Consider the following 17,361-nt stretch of genomic DNA (forward strand, 5'->3'; position numbering starts at 1 on the left):
GGTAATACTTTTATGTATTACCTTTTTTTGAAATTACCGAATGAGGCTAATGTATTGGTGTATTACTTTTATGTATTGCGTATTTTTTGTTCCCATTTCCAAGCTGAAGCGAGTGCGTCTTCTAAGTTTAATTGAGCTTTCCAGCCTAATACAGTATTTGCTTTGTGAGTGTCTGCATAAGCAGCAATGACATCGCCTTGTCTTCTGTCGACAATTTTATAATTTAATTTTTTGTTAGCTACGGATTCAAAACTTTTTATAACATCTAGTACAGAGGAGCCTTTTCCAGTTCCTATATTAAATACTTCATAGTTTTCTGCATTTTTATTATCAATAAGACGTTTAAGTGCAGCCACATGAGCTTTGGCTAAATCAACAACATGAATATAATCACGTATACATGTGCCATCCTCAGTAGGGTAATCATCTCCGAAAACTGATAATTGTTCGCGTAAACCTATACCTGTTTGTGTTATAAATGGAACTAAATTTTGAGGCGTTCCAATAGGTAATTCTCCAATTTTGGCAGATTCATGTGCTCCAATTGGGTTGAAATAGCGTAATGCAATCGCTTTTAAATTTTCTGAAACTTTACAAGTGTCACGAATAATTTCTTCACCAATTTGTTTTGTGTTTCCATAAGGAGATTCGGCATTTTTAATACTTTCAGACTCAGTAATAGGAAGTGTATCTGCTTGTCCGTAAACGGTGCAAGACGAACTGAAAATAAAGTTTGCAGTATCTTTTTTGTACAGTTCTTGTAAAATATAAATAAGAGAATTTAAGTTGTTTTCGTAATATAATAATGGCAGATTAACACTTTCGCCTACAGCTTTAGAGGCGGCAAAATGAATTACACCTATGATATCGTGATGACGTTTAAAGAAGTCTATCACGCTAGGTTTGTCACGTAAATCTAATTTTTCAAATACTGGTTTTTTACCAGTAATTGCTGTGATACCGTTTAATACAGCTACCGATGAGTTTGAAAGGTCGTCAATAATAATCACTTCAAAACCTTCATTCTGAAGTTCTACTACGACATGGGAACCGATGAATCCTAATCCTCCAGTTACTATAATTTTATGTTTCATATCTCGTTTAATTATTTATTTGAGTTGAAAATGTTTTACCAAAAAATACAATATAGTGTTGCTACTATTATGCAAACGATAAATGAACCTATATTAAATAGAGGAGTGGTTTTAAATAGTTCTTTAGACAATGTAATGCCTTTTTCATCGTCAGCTCCTTTATTTTGAAGGTAGCTTAATACTACAATTACCAACATACTAAGTACAGCGGTTAATCCCATTTGGTGCATCCAAGGTTCTAGTCCCGGAATAGGTATAAATTTTAGTGCTAATGCAATAGGAATCGATAAAAGTGCTCCCCAAATTGCTGCATTATTAGTTGTTTTCTTCCAAAATAAACCTAACATAAATACAGCTAATATTCCTGGACTTACTATACCTGTCCATTCTTGAATAAATTGAAAGGCTTGGTCGATGCCTCCTAAAAGTGGTGCCATAATTACTGCTATAATTAAGGCTACAGCAGCAGAAATACGACCTACATTTACAGTGGTTTTACTACTCGCATTTTTGTTAATATATTGTTTGTAAATGTCCATTGTAAAAATGGTTGATGTTGAATTTAACATGGATGCTAACGATGATACTATCGCTGCTGCTAACGCTGCAAAAGCAACACCTTTAAGTCCAGTAGGTAAAAACTGTAACAACCATGGGTAAGCCTTATCTGCTTGACCTGATGACGGTAAGCTTAATTGACCAGCTTCACCTAAACCAGCCATAATTTCTGGGTCATTTACCATAACGTAAGCTGCAATACCAGGGATAACTACAATAAGTGGAATTATAATTTTTAAAGCAGCTGCTAATAGAATACCTTTTTGAGATTCTTCTAAAGACTTAGCGGCTAATGTTCTTTGGATGATATATTGGTTAAAGCCCCAATAATAAAAATTTGCGACCCATAATCCGCCAATTAAGACCCATACACCTGGTAGATTCAAATAATTATCATTACTGCTTCCATCAGAATTAAATTCATCTAATATCATATGGAATTTTTCAGGAGCAGCATCCATAACTTTAGAGAATCCTGCTATCATACCTTCTCCTCCAGATACTGTGTTTAAGGCCAAATAAGTTGTGGCTAAACCTCCTAAAACTAGAAATACAACTTGTATTACATCGGTCCAAGCGACTGCAGATAAACCACCGTAAATGGAATAAGCAGCAGCAAAAAGAGCTAAACAGATTATTGCAGTCATCATATCCACACCCATAATGGTTTCAATAGCCAAACCTCCTAAATATAATACAGAAGCTAGATTTACAAACACATAAAGTGCTATCCAGAAAACTGCAAGAATGGTTTTTAAGTTTGTAGAAAAACGTTTTTCAACAAATTCAGGAATGGTATATAATCCTTTTTCTATAAATATGGGAAGGAAGTATTTACCTACTATAATTAATGTAATCGCAGCCATCCATTCGTAAGATGCTATAGCTAAACCAAGCGCAAAACCTGATCCTGACATACCTATAAATTGTTCAGCAGATATATTGGCAGCAATTAAAGAAGTTCCTATGGCCCACCATGGTAATGATTTACTTGCAAGAAAATAATCTTCTGCATTCTTTTCATGTCCATCTTTATCTCTGGAAACCCATAGTCCGACACCTAAAATAAGTATAGCGTAGGCTATAAATACGAAGTAATCCCAAAATTCAAATCCATTAGTCATAATTGCGGTTTATTAGATTGTAGTTAATGTTAGTTTGTAAAATGTATTTAATTATTCAAATATATGAAAATAATTTAAAATACTACTAGTACCCACTAGTTTGTTTTAGTTGTTTTATATATCTTTGTAGTATGAGTGTAATTAAGATTAAAAAAAATAAGAGTATCCCTAAATATAAACAGATTATAGAATCTATTGAAGGTGCTATAAATTCTGGTGAATTAAAAAAGGGCGATCAATTACCTTCAATAAATAACATTAGAGATGAGCATAAAGTGTCTAGAGATACTGTTCTAACAGCGTTTAATGAATTAAAAGCAAGAGGAATTATCCAAGCTGTAGTGGGGAAAGGGTATTATGTGTTGAATGATAATGTAGATGTAAATTATAAAATTTTCTTACTGTTTGATGAATTAAATTCATTTAAAGAGGATTTATACAACTCGTTTATTAATAATCTAGATAGTACAATTCGTGTAGATATTTATTTTCATCATTTTAATGAGGTGATCTTTAGAAAGCTGATTTCCGAAAATGTTGGATTGTATAATTACTATGTTATAATGCCAGCCAATTTAAAAGACACCCATTTAGTTATTGAAAATCTACCACAAGATAAGGTGTATGTTTTAGATCAAACTCATCCAGAATTATCTCAATATTCAGCAATTTTTCAAAATTTTGAAAAGGATATTTATAACAATCTTACTGAAGCCTTACCGCTTATACAGAAATATTCTAAAATTATTCTTCATTTTTCAGAAGCGAGTCAACCTGAAGGGATGCGAAAAGGATTTATTAAATTCTGTAAAGAAAACGCATGGGATTATGAGGTAATTAGTTCTTTAAAAGATAGAGTAATAACCAAAGGCGAAGTATATGTACTTCCAGACGATAAAAATTTATTGCGAGTTATAAAAGGGATGAAGCAAGAACAACTAACCTTATCTAAAGATGTTGGTATTATTTCTTATAACGATACGCTTTTAAAGGAAATCGTGGAAGGTGGAATAACGACTATTTCAACAGATTTTAAGCAAATGGGAGAACGCTTAGCTCAAATGATATTACATAATGAGCAGTTGCAAATAGAAAATATAAACACTTTAATTCTTAGGAATTCATTATAATAATTTAAGTAAATAGACATGAATACGACGCTGATTGATACCGTGAAAATTAGTTTTTTAAACACGTTTAAAAAAGAACCTATTTTGATTTTTTCACCAGGACGAATCAATATTATTGGAGAGCACACCGACTATAATGATGGTTTTGTGTTTCCTGCTGCTGTAAATAAAGGTATAGTCGCAGCTATTCAAAAAAGCGATGCTGAGGTTTCTAGTGCCTTTGCTATAGATAAAAATGAACGAGTAGAATTTTCGTTAGAAAATTTAAAGCCATTTAAAGAAGGCAGTTGGGAGAATTATATTTTAGGTGTGGTTTCAGAAATTCAGAATAGAAATAAAATAATTGGAAATTTCGATATCGTTTTTGGAGGCGATATCCCAGGAGGAGCAGGCATGTCTTCGTCTGCGGCTTTAGAGAATAGCGTGGTTTTTGGTTTAAATGAACTATTTAATTTAGGGCTTTCTAAATACGACATGATTTTAATTTCGCAAAAAGCAGAACATAATTATGTTGGTGTTAAGTGCGGTATTATGGATCAATATGCTAGTATGTTTGGGGTAGAAGACCATGCATTATTACTGGATTGTAGAACTGTAAAAGCGTCTCCATTTAAAATAGATTTTAAAGATTATGAGCTTCTGTTAATTAATACGAATGTAAAACATAGTCTATCAGACAGTGCGTATAATGATCGTCGTTCGGTGTGCGAATCGGTTTCCGAATTACTTAATATAAAAGCATTAAGAGATGCTTCAGAATTTGATTTAGATACAATTAAAGATCAATTAACTCCAGAAAACTATCAGAAAGCTCTTTTTGTTATTCAAGAAAATGCCAGAGCAGTTAAGGCTTCAAAAGCAATGAAATCTGATGATTTACAAGCTTTAGGACAGCTTATTTATGCATCTCATGAAGGTTTGCAAAAACAGTATAAAGTAAGTTGCGACGAGCTAGACTTTTTAGTTGCAGAAACAAAATCGAATGCAAATATTCTTGGTGCTAGAATGATGGGTGGCGGTTTTGGTGGTTGTACAATTAATTTAATTGCAAAGGCGGAAGTAAATACTTTTAAAGATTATATCTCTGAAGCGTATCAAAACAAATTTAATAAAGCGTGCTCTATTTACGAAGTTAAACTTTCTGATGGAACACATATAATAAACTAATTAAAACTATAGAAATGAAAACTGATTTACAAGATTATTCTCATAAACGTTTTAATATTCTTACTGGTGAATGGGTTTTAGTATCTCCACACCGGGCAAAAAGACCTTGGCAAGGACAGAACGAAGAAATTTCTAAAGAGATAAGGCCTGCTCATGACCCATCATGTTATTTATGTGCTGGAAATACTCGGATTAACGGAGAACTAAATCCGAATTACGAAGATGTATTTGTGTTTACAAACGATTTTGCTGCACTCCAAAAAGATTCAAAATCATTTCAAGTTAACGATGGTTTACTTCAAGCCCAGAGTGAAACAGGAATTTGTAAAGTCATTTGTTTTAGTCCAGACCACTCTAAGAGTTTAGCAGACATGTCTACGGAATCTATAGAAAAAGTAGTTTTTGCATGGCAACAAGAGTATAAAGAGCTTGGAGGAAAAGACGGAATTAACTACGTGCAAATTTTTGAAAACAAAGGTGCTGTTATGGGCTGTAGTAATCCGCACCCGCATGGTCAGATTTGGAGTCAGTCGACCTTACCTAACGAAGTTGATAAAAAAAATAGTGCTCAGCTAGAATATTATACGAATACTAAGCATAGTCTTTTAGGGGATTACCTTGCACAAGAATTTAAAGAAAAAGAACGTATTATATATGAAAATGATGCTTTTGTGGTAATTGTTCCGTTTTGGGCAGTTTGGCCATTCGAAACAATGATTGTACCTAAGAGACATCAAAAAAATATTCTTGAATTAAAAGATAAAGAAACCTTGTTATTTGCCGATGCTATTTCTGCTATCACCAAGGCTTACGATAAGTTATTCAATACATCTTTTCCGTATTCTAGTGGTATACATCAAGCTCCTACTAATGGAGAAGATAATAACCATTGGCATTGGCATATGAGTTTTTATCCACCACTATTACGTAGTGCTACTGTTAAGAAATTTATGGTTGGCTACGAAATGTTTGGATCACCACAACGAGATATTACTGCAGAAGTTGCTGCTAAAATGTTGTCTAAACTAGTATAGTAACTAGATCCATTAATATATAAAAACCATCTGTAACAGTTTTTTCTCAATTAAGCTATTTACAGATGGTTTTTTGATCTCTTGTTAATTTACATTAAGAGTTATCAAGAATGTCGTCCATAGATTTTTTTTAAGAGTCATTAAAACGGCAGTCTCTTTTTTAGAACTATTTTTTAGAGGAGTAGTTTATAGAATCAATATCCTATCTAGATTTTTTAAAGGTCTCTCAGTATTTTTATATCTTGGGTGTGCTATAAAATCAAAAACGATACATTTATTATTAGTTTTTTCTTGGTTAGTATACCTTATATATAATAAGGACAAGTCTTTCTTTTTTTCAGTGCTTCATTTTTAATGTCTTTATTATAAAATTAAAGTCGCTTTATCAGATTTGATGAAGCGACTTTTTTTATTTAGTAGACGAGGAATTATCTTATTTGACCTGCAGTTGTTGAATTAACTAAATGTTATTCTTAATAATTTTTTAACTAATACGCTTTTTAGGATAAATGAGGCTTTTGTTTTTAATATTTTTTTTGAATTGATTAAGTACCTGCATTTTACAAGTGTGTAATAATGTTTTATAGAAAACACTAAAACCCTAGTGTTTTAGGGCGTTTATAGATTGTTGGTGTCAATTTTTCTGTTAACAATTGTGTAAAATGATAATTGTAGGGGGGCTTAATTGTTATATCGCATGTTTTTTTAGCCAATTTTTATTATTTCCACAAAATGTTGTGTTTTTAACATTTAAATAACATATATTAGCGGTACCAAATTGGTAAACCAGTCTAATTGACCAGTTTGGTAAACCAAAATAAATTATTTTAATCATGTATTTATTAACCAAAACAAATTACAAATGAATTTAAAAACTAAACTAATTTTAATGTTAGGATTGATTTTCAATCTATCATTATTTGCACAGGACGGATATCAGTTATCCGGTACTGTATTCGATGGGAGCAATATGCCCGTTCCTGGTGTTAACGTAATTATCGATAAGACCACGACTGGTACTGCTACAGATTTCGATGGAAATTTCCAATTGGAAGTTAGCCCTGGAGATGTTCTTAATTTTTCTTATTTAGGATATGTTTCTAAATCTGTTACTATAACAAATCAAACACGATTAGATATCGTAATGCAAGAAGACACTAGTGAACTTGATGAAGTAGTGGTTGTAGGTTACGGTACTCGTAAAAAGAGTGATATTACAGGATCTGTATCTTCAGTTAAAACAGAAGAGTTAACAGCTTATCCAACTTCAAATGCAGAACAAGCACTTCAAGGTCGTGCTGCAGGGGTTGTTGTTCAATCTAATAATGGTGGTGAGCCAGGTGCTCCTATTAATATTAAGGTAAGAGGTAATACTTCTATTGGTGCAAGTAGTGGGCCACTTGTAGTTGTCGATGGATTTGTTGGTGCTTCAATGCCACAAGCAGACGATATTGCTTCTATGGAAGTATTAAAAGATGCGTCAGCAACGGCTATCTACGGTTCTAGAGGTTCTGGAGGGGTTATTTTAGTAACTACTAAAAAAGGTAAATCAGGTAGATTAAATGTTGAAATTAACACAACTTATTCTACTCAAAATACTGCTAACCGTTTAGACTTATTAAACGCAGACGAATTTGCACAATACCAACAATCTTTTAACCCTGCATATGTTCAAGGTACAGAAGATATGGATTGGCAAGATGAGATTTACACAACTGGTAACATCTCTAACACACAAGCTTCTTTTTCTGGAGGTAGTGATAAAATAAACTTCTATTCTTCTGTAAACTATTTTACTCAAGATGGTATTATTGTAAATTCTGGATTTGAGAAATTTACATTCTTAAACAATGTTGATGCTCAAGTAACAGATAAATTAAAGTTAGGTATGAACCTTTTTGGAAGCAGAAGCACTAAAGATGGTGTTGCTACTCAATCTTCAGGTTCAGATGCAATTGGTAACGTAAACGGTGGTGGAGACGATGTTGTGTCTTTAGCAATGAGATTTACTCCAGATAGAGGAATTTACGATTCTAATGGAAACTTCACTCAAAACTCTGTAGGAGATGGTATTGAAAACCCTTGGGCTGTTGCAAATGAAATTATCAACGAAACAAAATCAGATAACTTTAGATCTAACTTATATGCTAGTTATGATATTTTAGAAAATCTTAATTTCAAAACTACGTTTGGTTTTAGTACAACTAACGAAACTGCAGGTTACTTTAAACCTCAAACGTTCCAGTTATCTACAGGTGGAGCAAGTATTGCTAACTTAAGAAGAACTAACATTTTAAGTGAAAACTACTTAACGTATAACCTTGAATTAGGAAAAGGAAACTTAACTGCATTAGGAGGTTATTCTTACCAAAAAGTAACAAACGAAAGATTCTCTGCTAGTACTCAAGAATTACTTTCAGATAGTTTCCTTTGGTATAACTTAGCGGCTGGTCACGTAGAAACAAGAAGAGTTACTTCTTCATGGTCTGAATCAGAAATACAATCTTTATTCGGAAGAATTAACTACGATTGGGATGATAAATATTTAATTACTGGTACAGTAAGACGTGATGGTGCCTCTAACTTTGCTGAAAATAATAAATATGCTGTGTTCCCTTCTGGAGCAATTGGATGGAAAATTTCTAATGAAAACTTCTTAAAAGATAGTAATTCAATTTCTAACCTTAAGTTTAGAGCAAGTTATGGTTTAACTGGTAACCAAGCAATCGATCCTTATCAGTCTTTAGCAATATTAGGTGTTACACCATCTACTGCTAATTCAACAGATGCTACTGTTTCTGTAGCTCAAGAGGCTAACCCAGATTTAAAATGGGAAACATCTTACCAAACAAACATTGGTTTAGATTTAGGAATGTATAATAACAGAATTAATTTCTCATTCGACTATTATAACATCGATACTAAAGACCTTTTATTAGAAGCAACTACAACTCCTGCATATAGTGGAGCAACAGATTTACAAGTTTTCCAAAACGTTGGAGAGCTTAACAACAGAGGTTTCGAAATTGTTTTAAGTACTAGAAACATTGTAACAGACGATTTTACTTGGACTACAGATTTTAACTGGTCTACAAACAAAAACAAAGTTGTAAAATTAGTTAACGGTGCAGATATTATTGATAGTGCAGCTCCTGGATATTTCTCAGGAAAAGATACTTACATTTTAAGAGAAGGAGAAGCTGTTGGTTTATTTTGGGGGCATGAGTACACAGGTGTATACCAAGGAGGTGCTGTACCAGAAGGTTCTGCTTTAAAAGGTTCTTACCAAGAAGCTGGAGACCCATTATTCCAAGATGTTAATGGTGATGGTAATATTGATAACAATGATCAACAAATTATTGGAGATCCTAATCCAGATTGGAATTTCGGATTTACAAACACTTTCAGATATAAAAATATCGATTTAAATATTTTCTTCCAAGGTTCTCACGGAGGTGAAATCTTAAACCTTACTAACGTTCAGTTATTTAACGGAGATTCTAATGCTTTAACAGATGTGTTAGATGCTTGGACACCAGAAAACTCAACGTCTAATATCCCATCAAACAAAACTAGAGATAGAGAAATTTCTTCTCGATTTGTTGAAGACGGAAGTTATGTAAGATTAAAAAACTTATCTATAGGATATACTTTCCCTCAAGATTTAGTTGAAAAAATTGGAATGGATAATCTTAGATTATCAGTTAGTGGACAGAATTTGTTAACATTTACAAATTACTCTGGTTTAGATCCTGAAGTTAGCTATTTCGGTAGCGGTGGTGGAGATACTACCTCTGGGAACGTAGTTCAAGGACATGATTTTGGAAATTACCCAACAATTAGATCTTTCAGTTTAAGCCTTAATTTAAAATTTTAAAAAAAACACAATATGAAAACATATAAATATATATTAGTATTGATGGGGTTATCAATACTGGGATGTTCCGATTTAGAAGAAAGTCCTATAACACAATTAAGCCCTGATGATTATTTTAGTTCTTTAAGTTTAGAACAGGTAGAAGGTTTTGTATCTGGAGCTTACGTACACATGCTTCACAGAAATTTTCTATCAAGAGAGATGGCTCAAGCATTAGAATTCCGTAGCGACATGACTGCTATTGGTAGAACTGGTGTAGCAGAAAGAGTAGATATGGATAACTTTACTGTATCTTCAGACAACGCTTTAATTATTGGTTCTAATGGATATTGGCCTAAAGTATACCAAATTATTCGTGCAGCGAATGATGGTGTACAAGCAGGAAAGCAACTTACAGAAGGCGATGAAAACGAAATCAATGAAGTAATTGCAAGAGGTCGTTTTGCTAGAGCTTTAGCTTACTATCACTTAGTAAGACAATTTGGAGATATTCCTTATTTAGATGATACTACGCCTTTATCTGAAGCTACTGTAGCTCCTAGAACTCCAGCTGCTGAAGTATATGCGAAAATTATTGAAGATTTAGAGTATGCTAAAGAATGGTTACCAAACACACAACCTACAAGAGCCTTACCTGCAAAATCTGCAGCGAGTGCATATTTAGCTTCTGTTCATTTAACAATGGAAAACTGGCAATTAGCTTACGATGAAGCTAAAGATGTAATTAACAATGCAGGTACTTATAACTTAGCTTTAGAACCAGATTTTCAAAATTTATTTGATGCTGTAAAAGTAGATGCTTCTTTAGAACCAATTTTTGTATTAGACTTTACAGGAGTTTCTGATGGTGACCAAGGTAGAGATTACCAAGCGCCAATGACAGGTAGTAGAGGTGATAAGCAATATTTACCAAACATTAACCCAGAAGCTGGTTGGTCTGTACAGGTACCATCACTTAAAGTATACACTACTTGGGATGAAAATGATTACAGAAGAGCTGTATCTTTAGATGATACAATGGTATTTGAAGCAGATGAAAATGGAAACGGACCACGAGTAGATTATACTGGTTATGTTGCAGGAAACTCTTTAAGTGTTAACCGTCCACATATTGCAAAATACACACGTATGGCAAGTAAATTACCAACTCAAGATGGTAATGGTAGAGGGTCTCATTCTAACTATATGCTAATGCGTTATGCAGAAGTATTATTAATTGCAGCTGAAGCGGCTAATGAAATTGGATTAACTTCTGAAGCTGAAGATTTATTAAACCAAGTAAGAGCAAGAGCTAGAAAAGGTGGAGTAACTAATGGTTATACTGAAAGTGCATCTCCTGCAGATGTTTCTGGAACTTCTCAAGACGAATTTAGATTTATCGTTTTAGAAGAGCGTAGATTAGAATTAGCTTTCGAATTTAAAAGATGGTACGACATCGCAAGACGTAAAATGGGTGATGCTCCATATAATGTATTTGGATCAGATGGTTTAGAATCAGAAGTGTCTACAGAATCTGGAGTAGGACCAGGACCAAAATCATTTGACTCTAGTCGTGACTATTTATTCCCTATTCCAATTGATGAAATTATTATCAACCCTAATTTAGTTCAGAATCCTGGGTACTAATTATATCAAAATATTAGACATATAATTTAAACATTAGATATAATTTAAATTAGTTTTTATTAAATACTGGTCTAAGGTTTTAGGCCAGTATTTTTTTTAGAAATTAACTATGTAAAACTATACCTTAAGAGGTTTTATGTCTTATAAACTATAGTTTTTATCAAACCAACTAATCTAAAACCATGATTAAACATTTAATTAGTCAGACTCATTATAATGAAATATGAAACAACCAAAATAAAAGATAACACAGAAATTCAAAATATCATTATATCCCAGATTAAAGATTTTATCAACTTAAAAAATCTTGAATTAGGAGATAAGTTACCTTCTCAACGGGTATTATCAGAAAAATTTAATGTAAGTAGACGACACGTAGGAGAAGCCATAGAAAAACTTGAGTTTTATGGAGTGTTAAAATCAGTTCCACAATCAGGAACTTTTGTCGAAAATATTGGTCACATTGCTTTAAATGGTATCATTGAAGATATTATAGCGCTAGAAAAACAAGATTTTAAATCGCTTGTAGAAACACGCTTAATGTTGGAAACTAAAACAGCATGTTTGGCAACAATACGAAGAACCGAAGAAGATTTAGAGAATATTGAAACGGCACTTAATAATTATAAAGTTAAAGTTTTAAATAGAGAAGATGCGTTAGAAGAAGATTTGCTTTTTCATTTAGCAATAGCTAAAGCCAGTGGAAATAGTACAATTAATGCTTTAATGCTTCAAATAACACCTAAAATTATCTCGGTCTTAGAAGATACACGCGTTTGTGGTGCAGACGAGCGTCTTAAAGAACTTCAAAATCATGAAGCTATTTATCACGCAATCAAAATTCAAGACACTGAACTCGCGGTAAAAGTTATGAAAGTACATTTTGAAATGCTTATAGCATTCTGTAACAATTTTGAAAAATAATTATAAGGGGAAACATATGTTTTCCCTTTTTTATTTAAATGTTTTTTAAGATCTCTTTAGCATTTAAATACACGTTTTTTAATGAATTAATTCCTAATTTTGATATTCCTAATAGTGCTTCACCAAACTAAACTAGTATTCTAAAATATTATAAATACAATTAAAATCACCTGTGTTTCAATAGGGCGAATTGTAGATTATAATGGTCTAAATTATAGTTAAGTAACGCATCTATTTTTTTACAATGCAACAAACTAAACGAATTACATATATATGGCAACAGAAAAATTATCATTTAAAAACAGAGTCCAACAGGGGTTAAAGAATTTTGGACCTGCATTTTTTATAATTGGTTACGTAGTAGGAACAGGGAGTGTAACTTCTATGGTTGTGTCTGGTGCTAATTATGGTTTAAGCCTGTCTTGGGCATTATTATTATCTTGCTTCTTTACCTATTTTCTTCTTATATCTATTAGTAAATTAACAATAGTTTCTGGGAATACGTTAATGTTTAATTTTAAAAAAGCTTTCGGAAAACCTGTAACCATATTTATTATCACAGCTTTATTAGTGTCTATAGTGTCATCTGTTATTGGTGTTATGGGAGTTGTTGCAGAAGTTGCTATGGAATGGATTTCTGTAAGAACGTCTATTTCGTTTCTTAATGCTCCAATGGTCGCTGTTTTATTTACATGCTTGTTAATTGCGCTGTTTTGGACAGGTAAACATGAAAATTTTATTAAAGCCATGAGTGCTATGGTTGGCTTTATGGCACTTTCTTTTATTGCAACTAGTATTATGGTGGTTAAAGAAACAGGTACAAATTTTATAGAATTTTTTCCAGAATTACCTAAAGGAGATAACGCTGGTCTTGTAATTGCCGGAATTGTTGGAACAACTATGGCAGGTGTGTGTTTAGCGTCTAGAAGTATTTTGGTTCAGGAACAGAAATGGGGCGTAGAACATTTAAAAACTGAAAATAGAGATGCCATGTCATCAATGATATTGACTTTCTTTATTAGTCTCGCTATTATGATTAGTGCTACGGGAACACTATATTTTCAAGGTATTAAAGTGGTTGATGCAACCGATATGATGAGTGCCTTAGGGCCTTGGGCTGGAGACTTTGCTTTAACCTTATTTACGTTAGGAATTATTGGTGCAGGATTGTCTTCCATATTTCCAAACCTTTTACTTTTTCCTTGGTTAATTGCAGATTATACGGGAACTGAGAGAAATATGAAAAGACCGTTGTTTAAGTTTTTAGTAGTCTTAGTGGCATTTAGCGGAATAATTGTTCCGTTTTTTGGCGGAAAACCAGTTTGGATTTTAATTGCCTCTCAAGCTCTAAGTCCGTTTATAATGCCTCTAATAACATTGTTTTTAATCATTTTATTGAATAGAAAAGATGTCATGAAAACCTTTAAAACAAGCCTGTGGATGAACATCGCTTTAGGCGCAACCTTAGTATTCAATTTTTATATGTTGTATGTCGCGCTTAATGGCTTTATTGGCTTTATAAAAACAGGAATTTAAAAACAGATAATTTTTAAATAGGTGGAATATAAATCAAATTATTAGACTTAAAACACCATATATAATATACAATTTTCCTTTTATGTTACAGTAAATAGGACAATGAAAACCAAAGAACATGAGTAAAGATTTAGAAAAATACGCACATATTCCTTTAAAACAACTTAACAATAGAGTTTGGAGAACTTACGAAGGTGGTGCTTTAATTGATAGATGGAAAAAAACGTCTCCTGAAGTAGATGGTGCAATGCCAGAAGAATGGATTATGTCTACCGTTACTGCGCGTGGAAATAATAGACCAGAGGACGAAGGGTTATCGCTTATAGAAACCGAAGAAGGAACTTTACCGTTAAAGGAATTAATTAATTCTAATGTAGAGCTCTATTTAGGAAAAGCATTAGCCGATAAATTTGGAACAACTGGTGTCCTTATTAAAATGTTAGACTCTAAAGAGCGATTAACCGTTCAGGTACATCCAGATAAAGATTATGCTAGAACTGTTTTTAATTCTGAATTCGGAAAAACAGAATCTTGGTATGTGTTAAATACGCGAGAGATTGATGGAGAAAAGCCTGTTGTATACATGGGGTTTAAAAAACATGTAACTCGAGAAGAATGGCGCTTGCATTTCGAAAACCAGAATATTCAAGGGATGTTAGATTGTCTTCATAAAATTGAAGTCAAACCTGGAGATGCCTTTATGATTTACGGCGGTGTGCCACATGCCATTGGTAGTGGATGCTTTTTAATGGAAGTTCAGGAGCCTACAGATTATACTATGCGCGTCGAGAAAACAACTCCAAATGGTTTAACCATAGGGCCAGAACTTATACATCAGGGAGTTGGTGAAGAAAAAATGTTAGAATGTTTTCATTACGACAATTATACGTTGGATGAAGCGCTAGACGCTTGGAAAATTACGCCCGAAGTGCTTGAAAGTTCGAACGAATATACTTTAAGAACCTTATTCAATAAGAAACATACCAATTGTTTTGGCTTGAGTGAATTATTATTAGATGGTTCGCATACCATTAAAGGAAATTCAACATTCTATGCGGCAGTAATTTATTCAGGTGCTGGCACAATAATGTGTAATAATAAAGAATATACGTTTAATCAAGGGGATGAGATTTTTATTTCGGCAGCGATTTCAGAAATCACATTTGTGTCTACAGAACCATCAAAAATATTACTTTGTTATCCTCCAAATTAATCAAACATTGGTTTTAAATCGGTGTTATTTGGCTATATTTTAAATAAAAAAGACACTATTTATCTCGAGATAAATAGTGTCTTTTTGTTTGCAGGCGCATCTTTTTATAGACTTTTTAAGCTTTATTTTTAAGACAAAGGCAGTCTAATTGAAGTTTGAATTTTGTTTTTATCTTAGTATTAATTTCTTTACCACATCTTTACCCAATTCCTCATTAATCATTCTAACAATTTTCTCTTTACCGTAGCTTAATTCTTCACGTAAAACGCTAGAACTAAGTTGTACATATAAGGTATCACGCTCTAGACTTATTGCAGTGGTGTAGTTGTTAACACCGTTTCCCATAAGCGATGTCCAGGCATCGCGAACATTTACTTTATCTAAACCCTTTTCTAATTTATTGGTTTCTACAAACTCTTTTAAAACGTCGGAGATGCTTAAGTTTTCGTTGTTTCGTTTAGCCATAATTATAAATTTAGTGGAATATATCGTTTGTAAATATATACGTTTTGATGCTGATTAACGACTTTTAAACGATCCTTATTCAATTCAATTATGGTTTCCTTCCATTCAGAAAAAGGGGTGTGGTATTTAATTTTTAAACTATCATTTTCAGTAATTACTTTAAGTGCTTCTTTAGTAGTTACTGGCGTGTAATTGTTATCGGCATCGGTTTTCATTTTTTGTCTGTACCCAGAAAGACTATCGTTTAATGTTATAAAATCGATGGTTTCATTTATCTTATAAATATGAGATGTGCCGTCTGATTGAATAACTTCTTCAATTTCCCAATACCCGTTTAAATTCGAAATATTAATTTCTGGTGAACTCGAACAGCTACTTAAAAAGATTACACTTAGTATGAGAATAAGATGTTTCATAAGAATTAATTTATGCTCCAATATTAAAAATTTGGTAAGATTGATGTACTTGTTTTATCGCGTTTTCTGTACGGTCAGCATGCGTGTCGCTTATAAACAACTGACCAAAGTTAGAATCGTCTACTAATTTAATAATTTGTCCAACACGTTGCTCATCCAACTTATCAAAAATATCATCTAAAAGTAAAATAGGATTCACGCCACTTTGTACTTTTATAAAATCGAATTGTGCCAATTTTAGAGCAATTAAAAATGATTTTTGTTGCCCTTGACTTCCGAATTTTTTAATGGGGTGACCATCAATTTCAAATAATAAATCGTCTTTGTGGATACCTGTAGATGTGTATTGTACCGCTCTATCTTTAGCTAAATTTTGTTCTAAGAGGTGTTTTAATTCCCCATCAAATAAATCACTTTTATAATTTAAATCAACAGGTTCCTGATTATTACTTATAACCTTATGTCTGGCTTTAAAAATAGGAATAAAGACGTCTAGAAAGGCTTTTCGTTTTTCAAAAATAGTTGTTCCTAAAGCATTTAACTGCTCGTTATAAACCTCTAAAGTATCTTTATTGAAGGTATGATTTAAAGCAAAATATTTTAATAGTGCATTACGTTGCGTTACAGTTTTATTATAATTAATAAGATCATTTAAATAGTTTTTATCACTTTGCGAAATAACACTATCAATAAATTTTCTACGCGTTTCGCTGCCTTCAATAATTAAATCACGGTCGGCGGGAGAAATAATCACTAGAGGAATAAAGCCAATATGGTCGCTAAATTTCTCGTAAGCCTTAGCATTTCGTTTAATTACTTTTTTTTGTCCGCTTTTTAAACTCACTACGATTTTTTCAGGAGTATCGTGTTTTTCAAAATCGCCATGAACCACAAAAAAGTCTTCATTATGTCTTATATTTTGTGAGGCAATAGGGTTGAAATAGCTTTTTCCGAAAGATAAATGATAAATAGCATCTAAAATGTTCGTTTTTCCCACTCCATTTTGTCCTACAAAACAATTAATTTTGTCATCGAACTCAAAAGATTCACTTTCAAAATTCTTGTAATTAATTAAGGATAAGGATTTTAAAATCATAAATGGGATAAAAAGTTTTTATTTGAAATGCACTACAAGTAGGTCTCGCAAATTATTGAAAAATAACAAATAAATAACCTTTTATTTCTGCAGAAATATTT

13 protein-coding genes are annotated in these 17,361 nt (G+C 32.6%); 8 read left to right on the forward strand and 5 right to left on the reverse strand.

Annotated features, from left to right (window positions below):
• Nucleotides 1–68 precede the first annotated feature (68 nt).
• Together galE and BN863_RS04825 are read right to left on the reverse strand one after the other, a co-directional pair.
• Nucleotides 69–1,094 carry a UDP-glucose 4-epimerase GalE gene (gene galE, locus BN863_RS04820; protein WP_038528069.1) on the reverse strand — a complete coding sequence of 342 codons (1,026 nt, stop codon included), beginning with the start codon at nt 1,092–1,094 and terminating at the stop codon, nt 69–71.
• A gap of 35 nt (nt 1,095–1,129) precedes the next feature.
• Nucleotides 1,130–2,776 carry a sodium/sugar symporter gene (locus BN863_RS04825; protein ID WP_038528072.1) on the reverse strand — a complete coding sequence of 549 codons (1,647 nt, stop codon included), beginning with the start codon at nt 2,774–2,776 and terminating at the stop codon, nt 1,130–1,132.
• 131 nt (nt 2,777–2,907) lie between these two features.
• Between BN863_RS04825 and BN863_RS04830 the strand changes: the two genes are divergently transcribed.
• The 8 genes from BN863_RS04830 (at nt 2,908) to BN863_RS04865 (ending at nt 15,283) form a co-directional block, all read left to right on the forward strand.
• Nucleotides 2,908–3,906 (forward strand): GntR family transcriptional regulator, encoded by a 999-nt coding sequence (locus BN863_RS04830; RefSeq protein WP_038528074.1) that lies wholly within the window; start codon nt 2,908–2,910, stop codon nt 3,904–3,906.
• Nucleotides 3,907–3,924: 18 nt separating this feature from the next.
• Nucleotides 3,925–5,073, forward strand: coding sequence for a galactokinase (gene galK / locus BN863_RS04835; RefSeq protein WP_038528077.1), 1,149 nt, complete (start codon nt 3,925–3,927; stop codon nt 5,071–5,073).
• Between the two features lie 14 nt (nt 5,074–5,087).
• Nucleotides 5,088–6,107: a UDP-glucose--hexose-1-phosphate uridylyltransferase gene (locus BN863_RS04840; protein WP_038528079.1), complete on the forward strand. Its 1,020-nt coding sequence runs from the start codon at nt 5,088–5,090 to the stop codon at nt 6,105–6,107.
• 862 nt (nt 6,108–6,969) lie between these two features.
• Complete coding sequence (locus tag BN863_RS04845; RefSeq protein ID WP_038528082.1) at nt 6,970–9,984, forward strand: SusC/RagA family TonB-linked outer membrane protein; 3,015 nt, start codon at nt 6,970–6,972, stop codon at nt 9,982–9,984.
• A gap of 12 nt (nt 9,985–9,996) precedes the next feature.
• Nucleotides 9,997–11,610 (forward strand): RagB/SusD family nutrient uptake outer membrane protein, encoded by a 1,614-nt coding sequence (locus BN863_RS04850; RefSeq protein WP_051774493.1) that lies wholly within the window; start codon nt 9,997–9,999, stop codon nt 11,608–11,610.
• Nucleotides 11,611–11,826: 216 nt separating this feature from the next.
• The gene (locus BN863_RS04855; RefSeq protein ID WP_038528087.1) at nt 11,827–12,534 is read left to right on the forward strand and encodes a FadR/GntR family transcriptional regulator; all 708 of its coding nucleotides are present in this window, start codon (nt 11,827–11,829) and stop codon (nt 12,532–12,534) included.
• A 273-nt stretch (nt 12,535–12,807) separates the two neighbouring features.
• Complete coding sequence (locus BN863_RS04860; protein ID WP_051774495.1) at nt 12,808–14,070, forward strand: NRAMP family divalent metal transporter; 1,263 nt, start codon at nt 12,808–12,810, stop codon at nt 14,068–14,070.
• 118 nt (nt 14,071–14,188) lie between these two features.
• Nucleotides 14,189–15,283 carry a type I phosphomannose isomerase catalytic subunit gene (locus BN863_RS04865; RefSeq protein WP_038528089.1) on the forward strand — a complete coding sequence of 365 codons (1,095 nt, stop codon included), beginning with the start codon at nt 14,189–14,191 and terminating at the stop codon, nt 15,281–15,283.
• A gap of 168 nt (nt 15,284–15,451) precedes the next feature.
• Here BN863_RS04865 and BN863_RS04870 read toward each other — a convergent pair whose 3' ends face one another.
• From BN863_RS04870 to recF, 3 genes are read right to left on the reverse strand one after another with little or no spacing between them, the layout of a single operon-like run.
• Nucleotides 15,452–15,748: a DUF721 domain-containing protein gene (locus BN863_RS04870; RefSeq protein WP_038528091.1), complete on the reverse strand. Its 297-nt coding sequence runs from the start codon at nt 15,746–15,748 to the stop codon at nt 15,452–15,454.
• Between the two features lie 2 nt (nt 15,749–15,750).
• Complete coding sequence (locus BN863_RS04875) at nt 15,751–16,164, reverse strand: lipocalin family protein (protein ID WP_038528093.1); 414 nt, start codon at nt 16,162–16,164, stop codon at nt 15,751–15,753.
• Between the two features lie 10 nt (nt 16,165–16,174).
• The gene (recF, locus tag BN863_RS04880; RefSeq protein ID WP_038528094.1) at nt 16,175–17,260 is read right to left on the reverse strand and encodes a DNA replication/repair protein RecF; all 1,086 of its coding nucleotides are present in this window, start codon (nt 17,258–17,260) and stop codon (nt 16,175–16,177) included.
• Nucleotides 17,261–17,361 lie beyond the last annotated feature (101 nt).

The organism is Formosa agariphila KMM 3901 (assembly GCF_000723205.1).
Lineage (GTDB): Bacteria > Bacteroidota > Bacteroidia > Flavobacteriales > Flavobacteriaceae > Formosa > Formosa agariphila.

Excerpts from the sequence above, each read along its gene's own strand:
- BN863_RS04860 (WP_051774495.1), top strand. The coding sequence starts at position 12,808 with ATGGCAACAGAAAAATTATCATTTAAAAACAGAGTCCAACAGGGGTTA.
- BN863_RS04840 (WP_038528079.1), top strand. The coding sequence starts at position 5,088 with ATGAAAACTGATTTACAAGATTATTCTCATAAACGTTTTAATATTCTT.
- BN863_RS04830 (WP_038528074.1), top strand. The coding sequence starts at position 2,908 with ATGAGTGTAATTAAGATTAAAAAAAATAAGAGTATCCCTAAATATAAA.
- BN863_RS04825 (WP_038528072.1), bottom strand. The coding sequence starts at position 2,776 with ATGACTAATGGATTTGAATTTTGGGATTACTTCGTATTTATAGCCTAC.
- galE (WP_038528069.1), bottom strand. The coding sequence starts at position 1,094 with ATGAAACATAAAATTATAGTAACTGGAGGATTAGGATTCATCGGTTCC.
- BN863_RS04845 (WP_038528082.1), top strand. The coding sequence starts at position 6,970 with ATGAATTTAAAAACTAAACTAATTTTAATGTTAGGATTGATTTTCAAT.
- galK (WP_038528077.1), top strand. The coding sequence starts at position 3,925 with ATGAATACGACGCTGATTGATACCGTGAAAATTAGTTTTTTAAACACG.
- BN863_RS04875 (WP_038528093.1), bottom strand. The coding sequence starts at position 16,164 with ATGAAACATCTTATTCTCATACTAAGTGTAATCTTTTTAAGTAGCTGT.
- BN863_RS04855 (WP_038528087.1), top strand. The coding sequence starts at position 11,827 with ATGAAATATGAAACAACCAAAATAAAAGATAACACAGAAATTCAAAAT.
- BN863_RS04870 (WP_038528091.1), bottom strand. The coding sequence starts at position 15,748 with ATGGCTAAACGAAACAACGAAAACTTAAGCATCTCCGACGTTTTAAAA.
- BN863_RS04865 (WP_038528089.1), top strand. The coding sequence starts at position 14,189 with ATGAGTAAAGATTTAGAAAAATACGCACATATTCCTTTAAAACAACTT.
- BN863_RS04850 (WP_051774493.1), top strand. The coding sequence starts at position 9,997 with ATGAAAACATATAAATATATATTAGTATTGATGGGGTTATCAATACTG.
- recF (WP_038528094.1), bottom strand. The coding sequence starts at position 17,260 with ATGATTTTAAAATCCTTATCCTTAATTAATTACAAGAATTTTGAAAGT.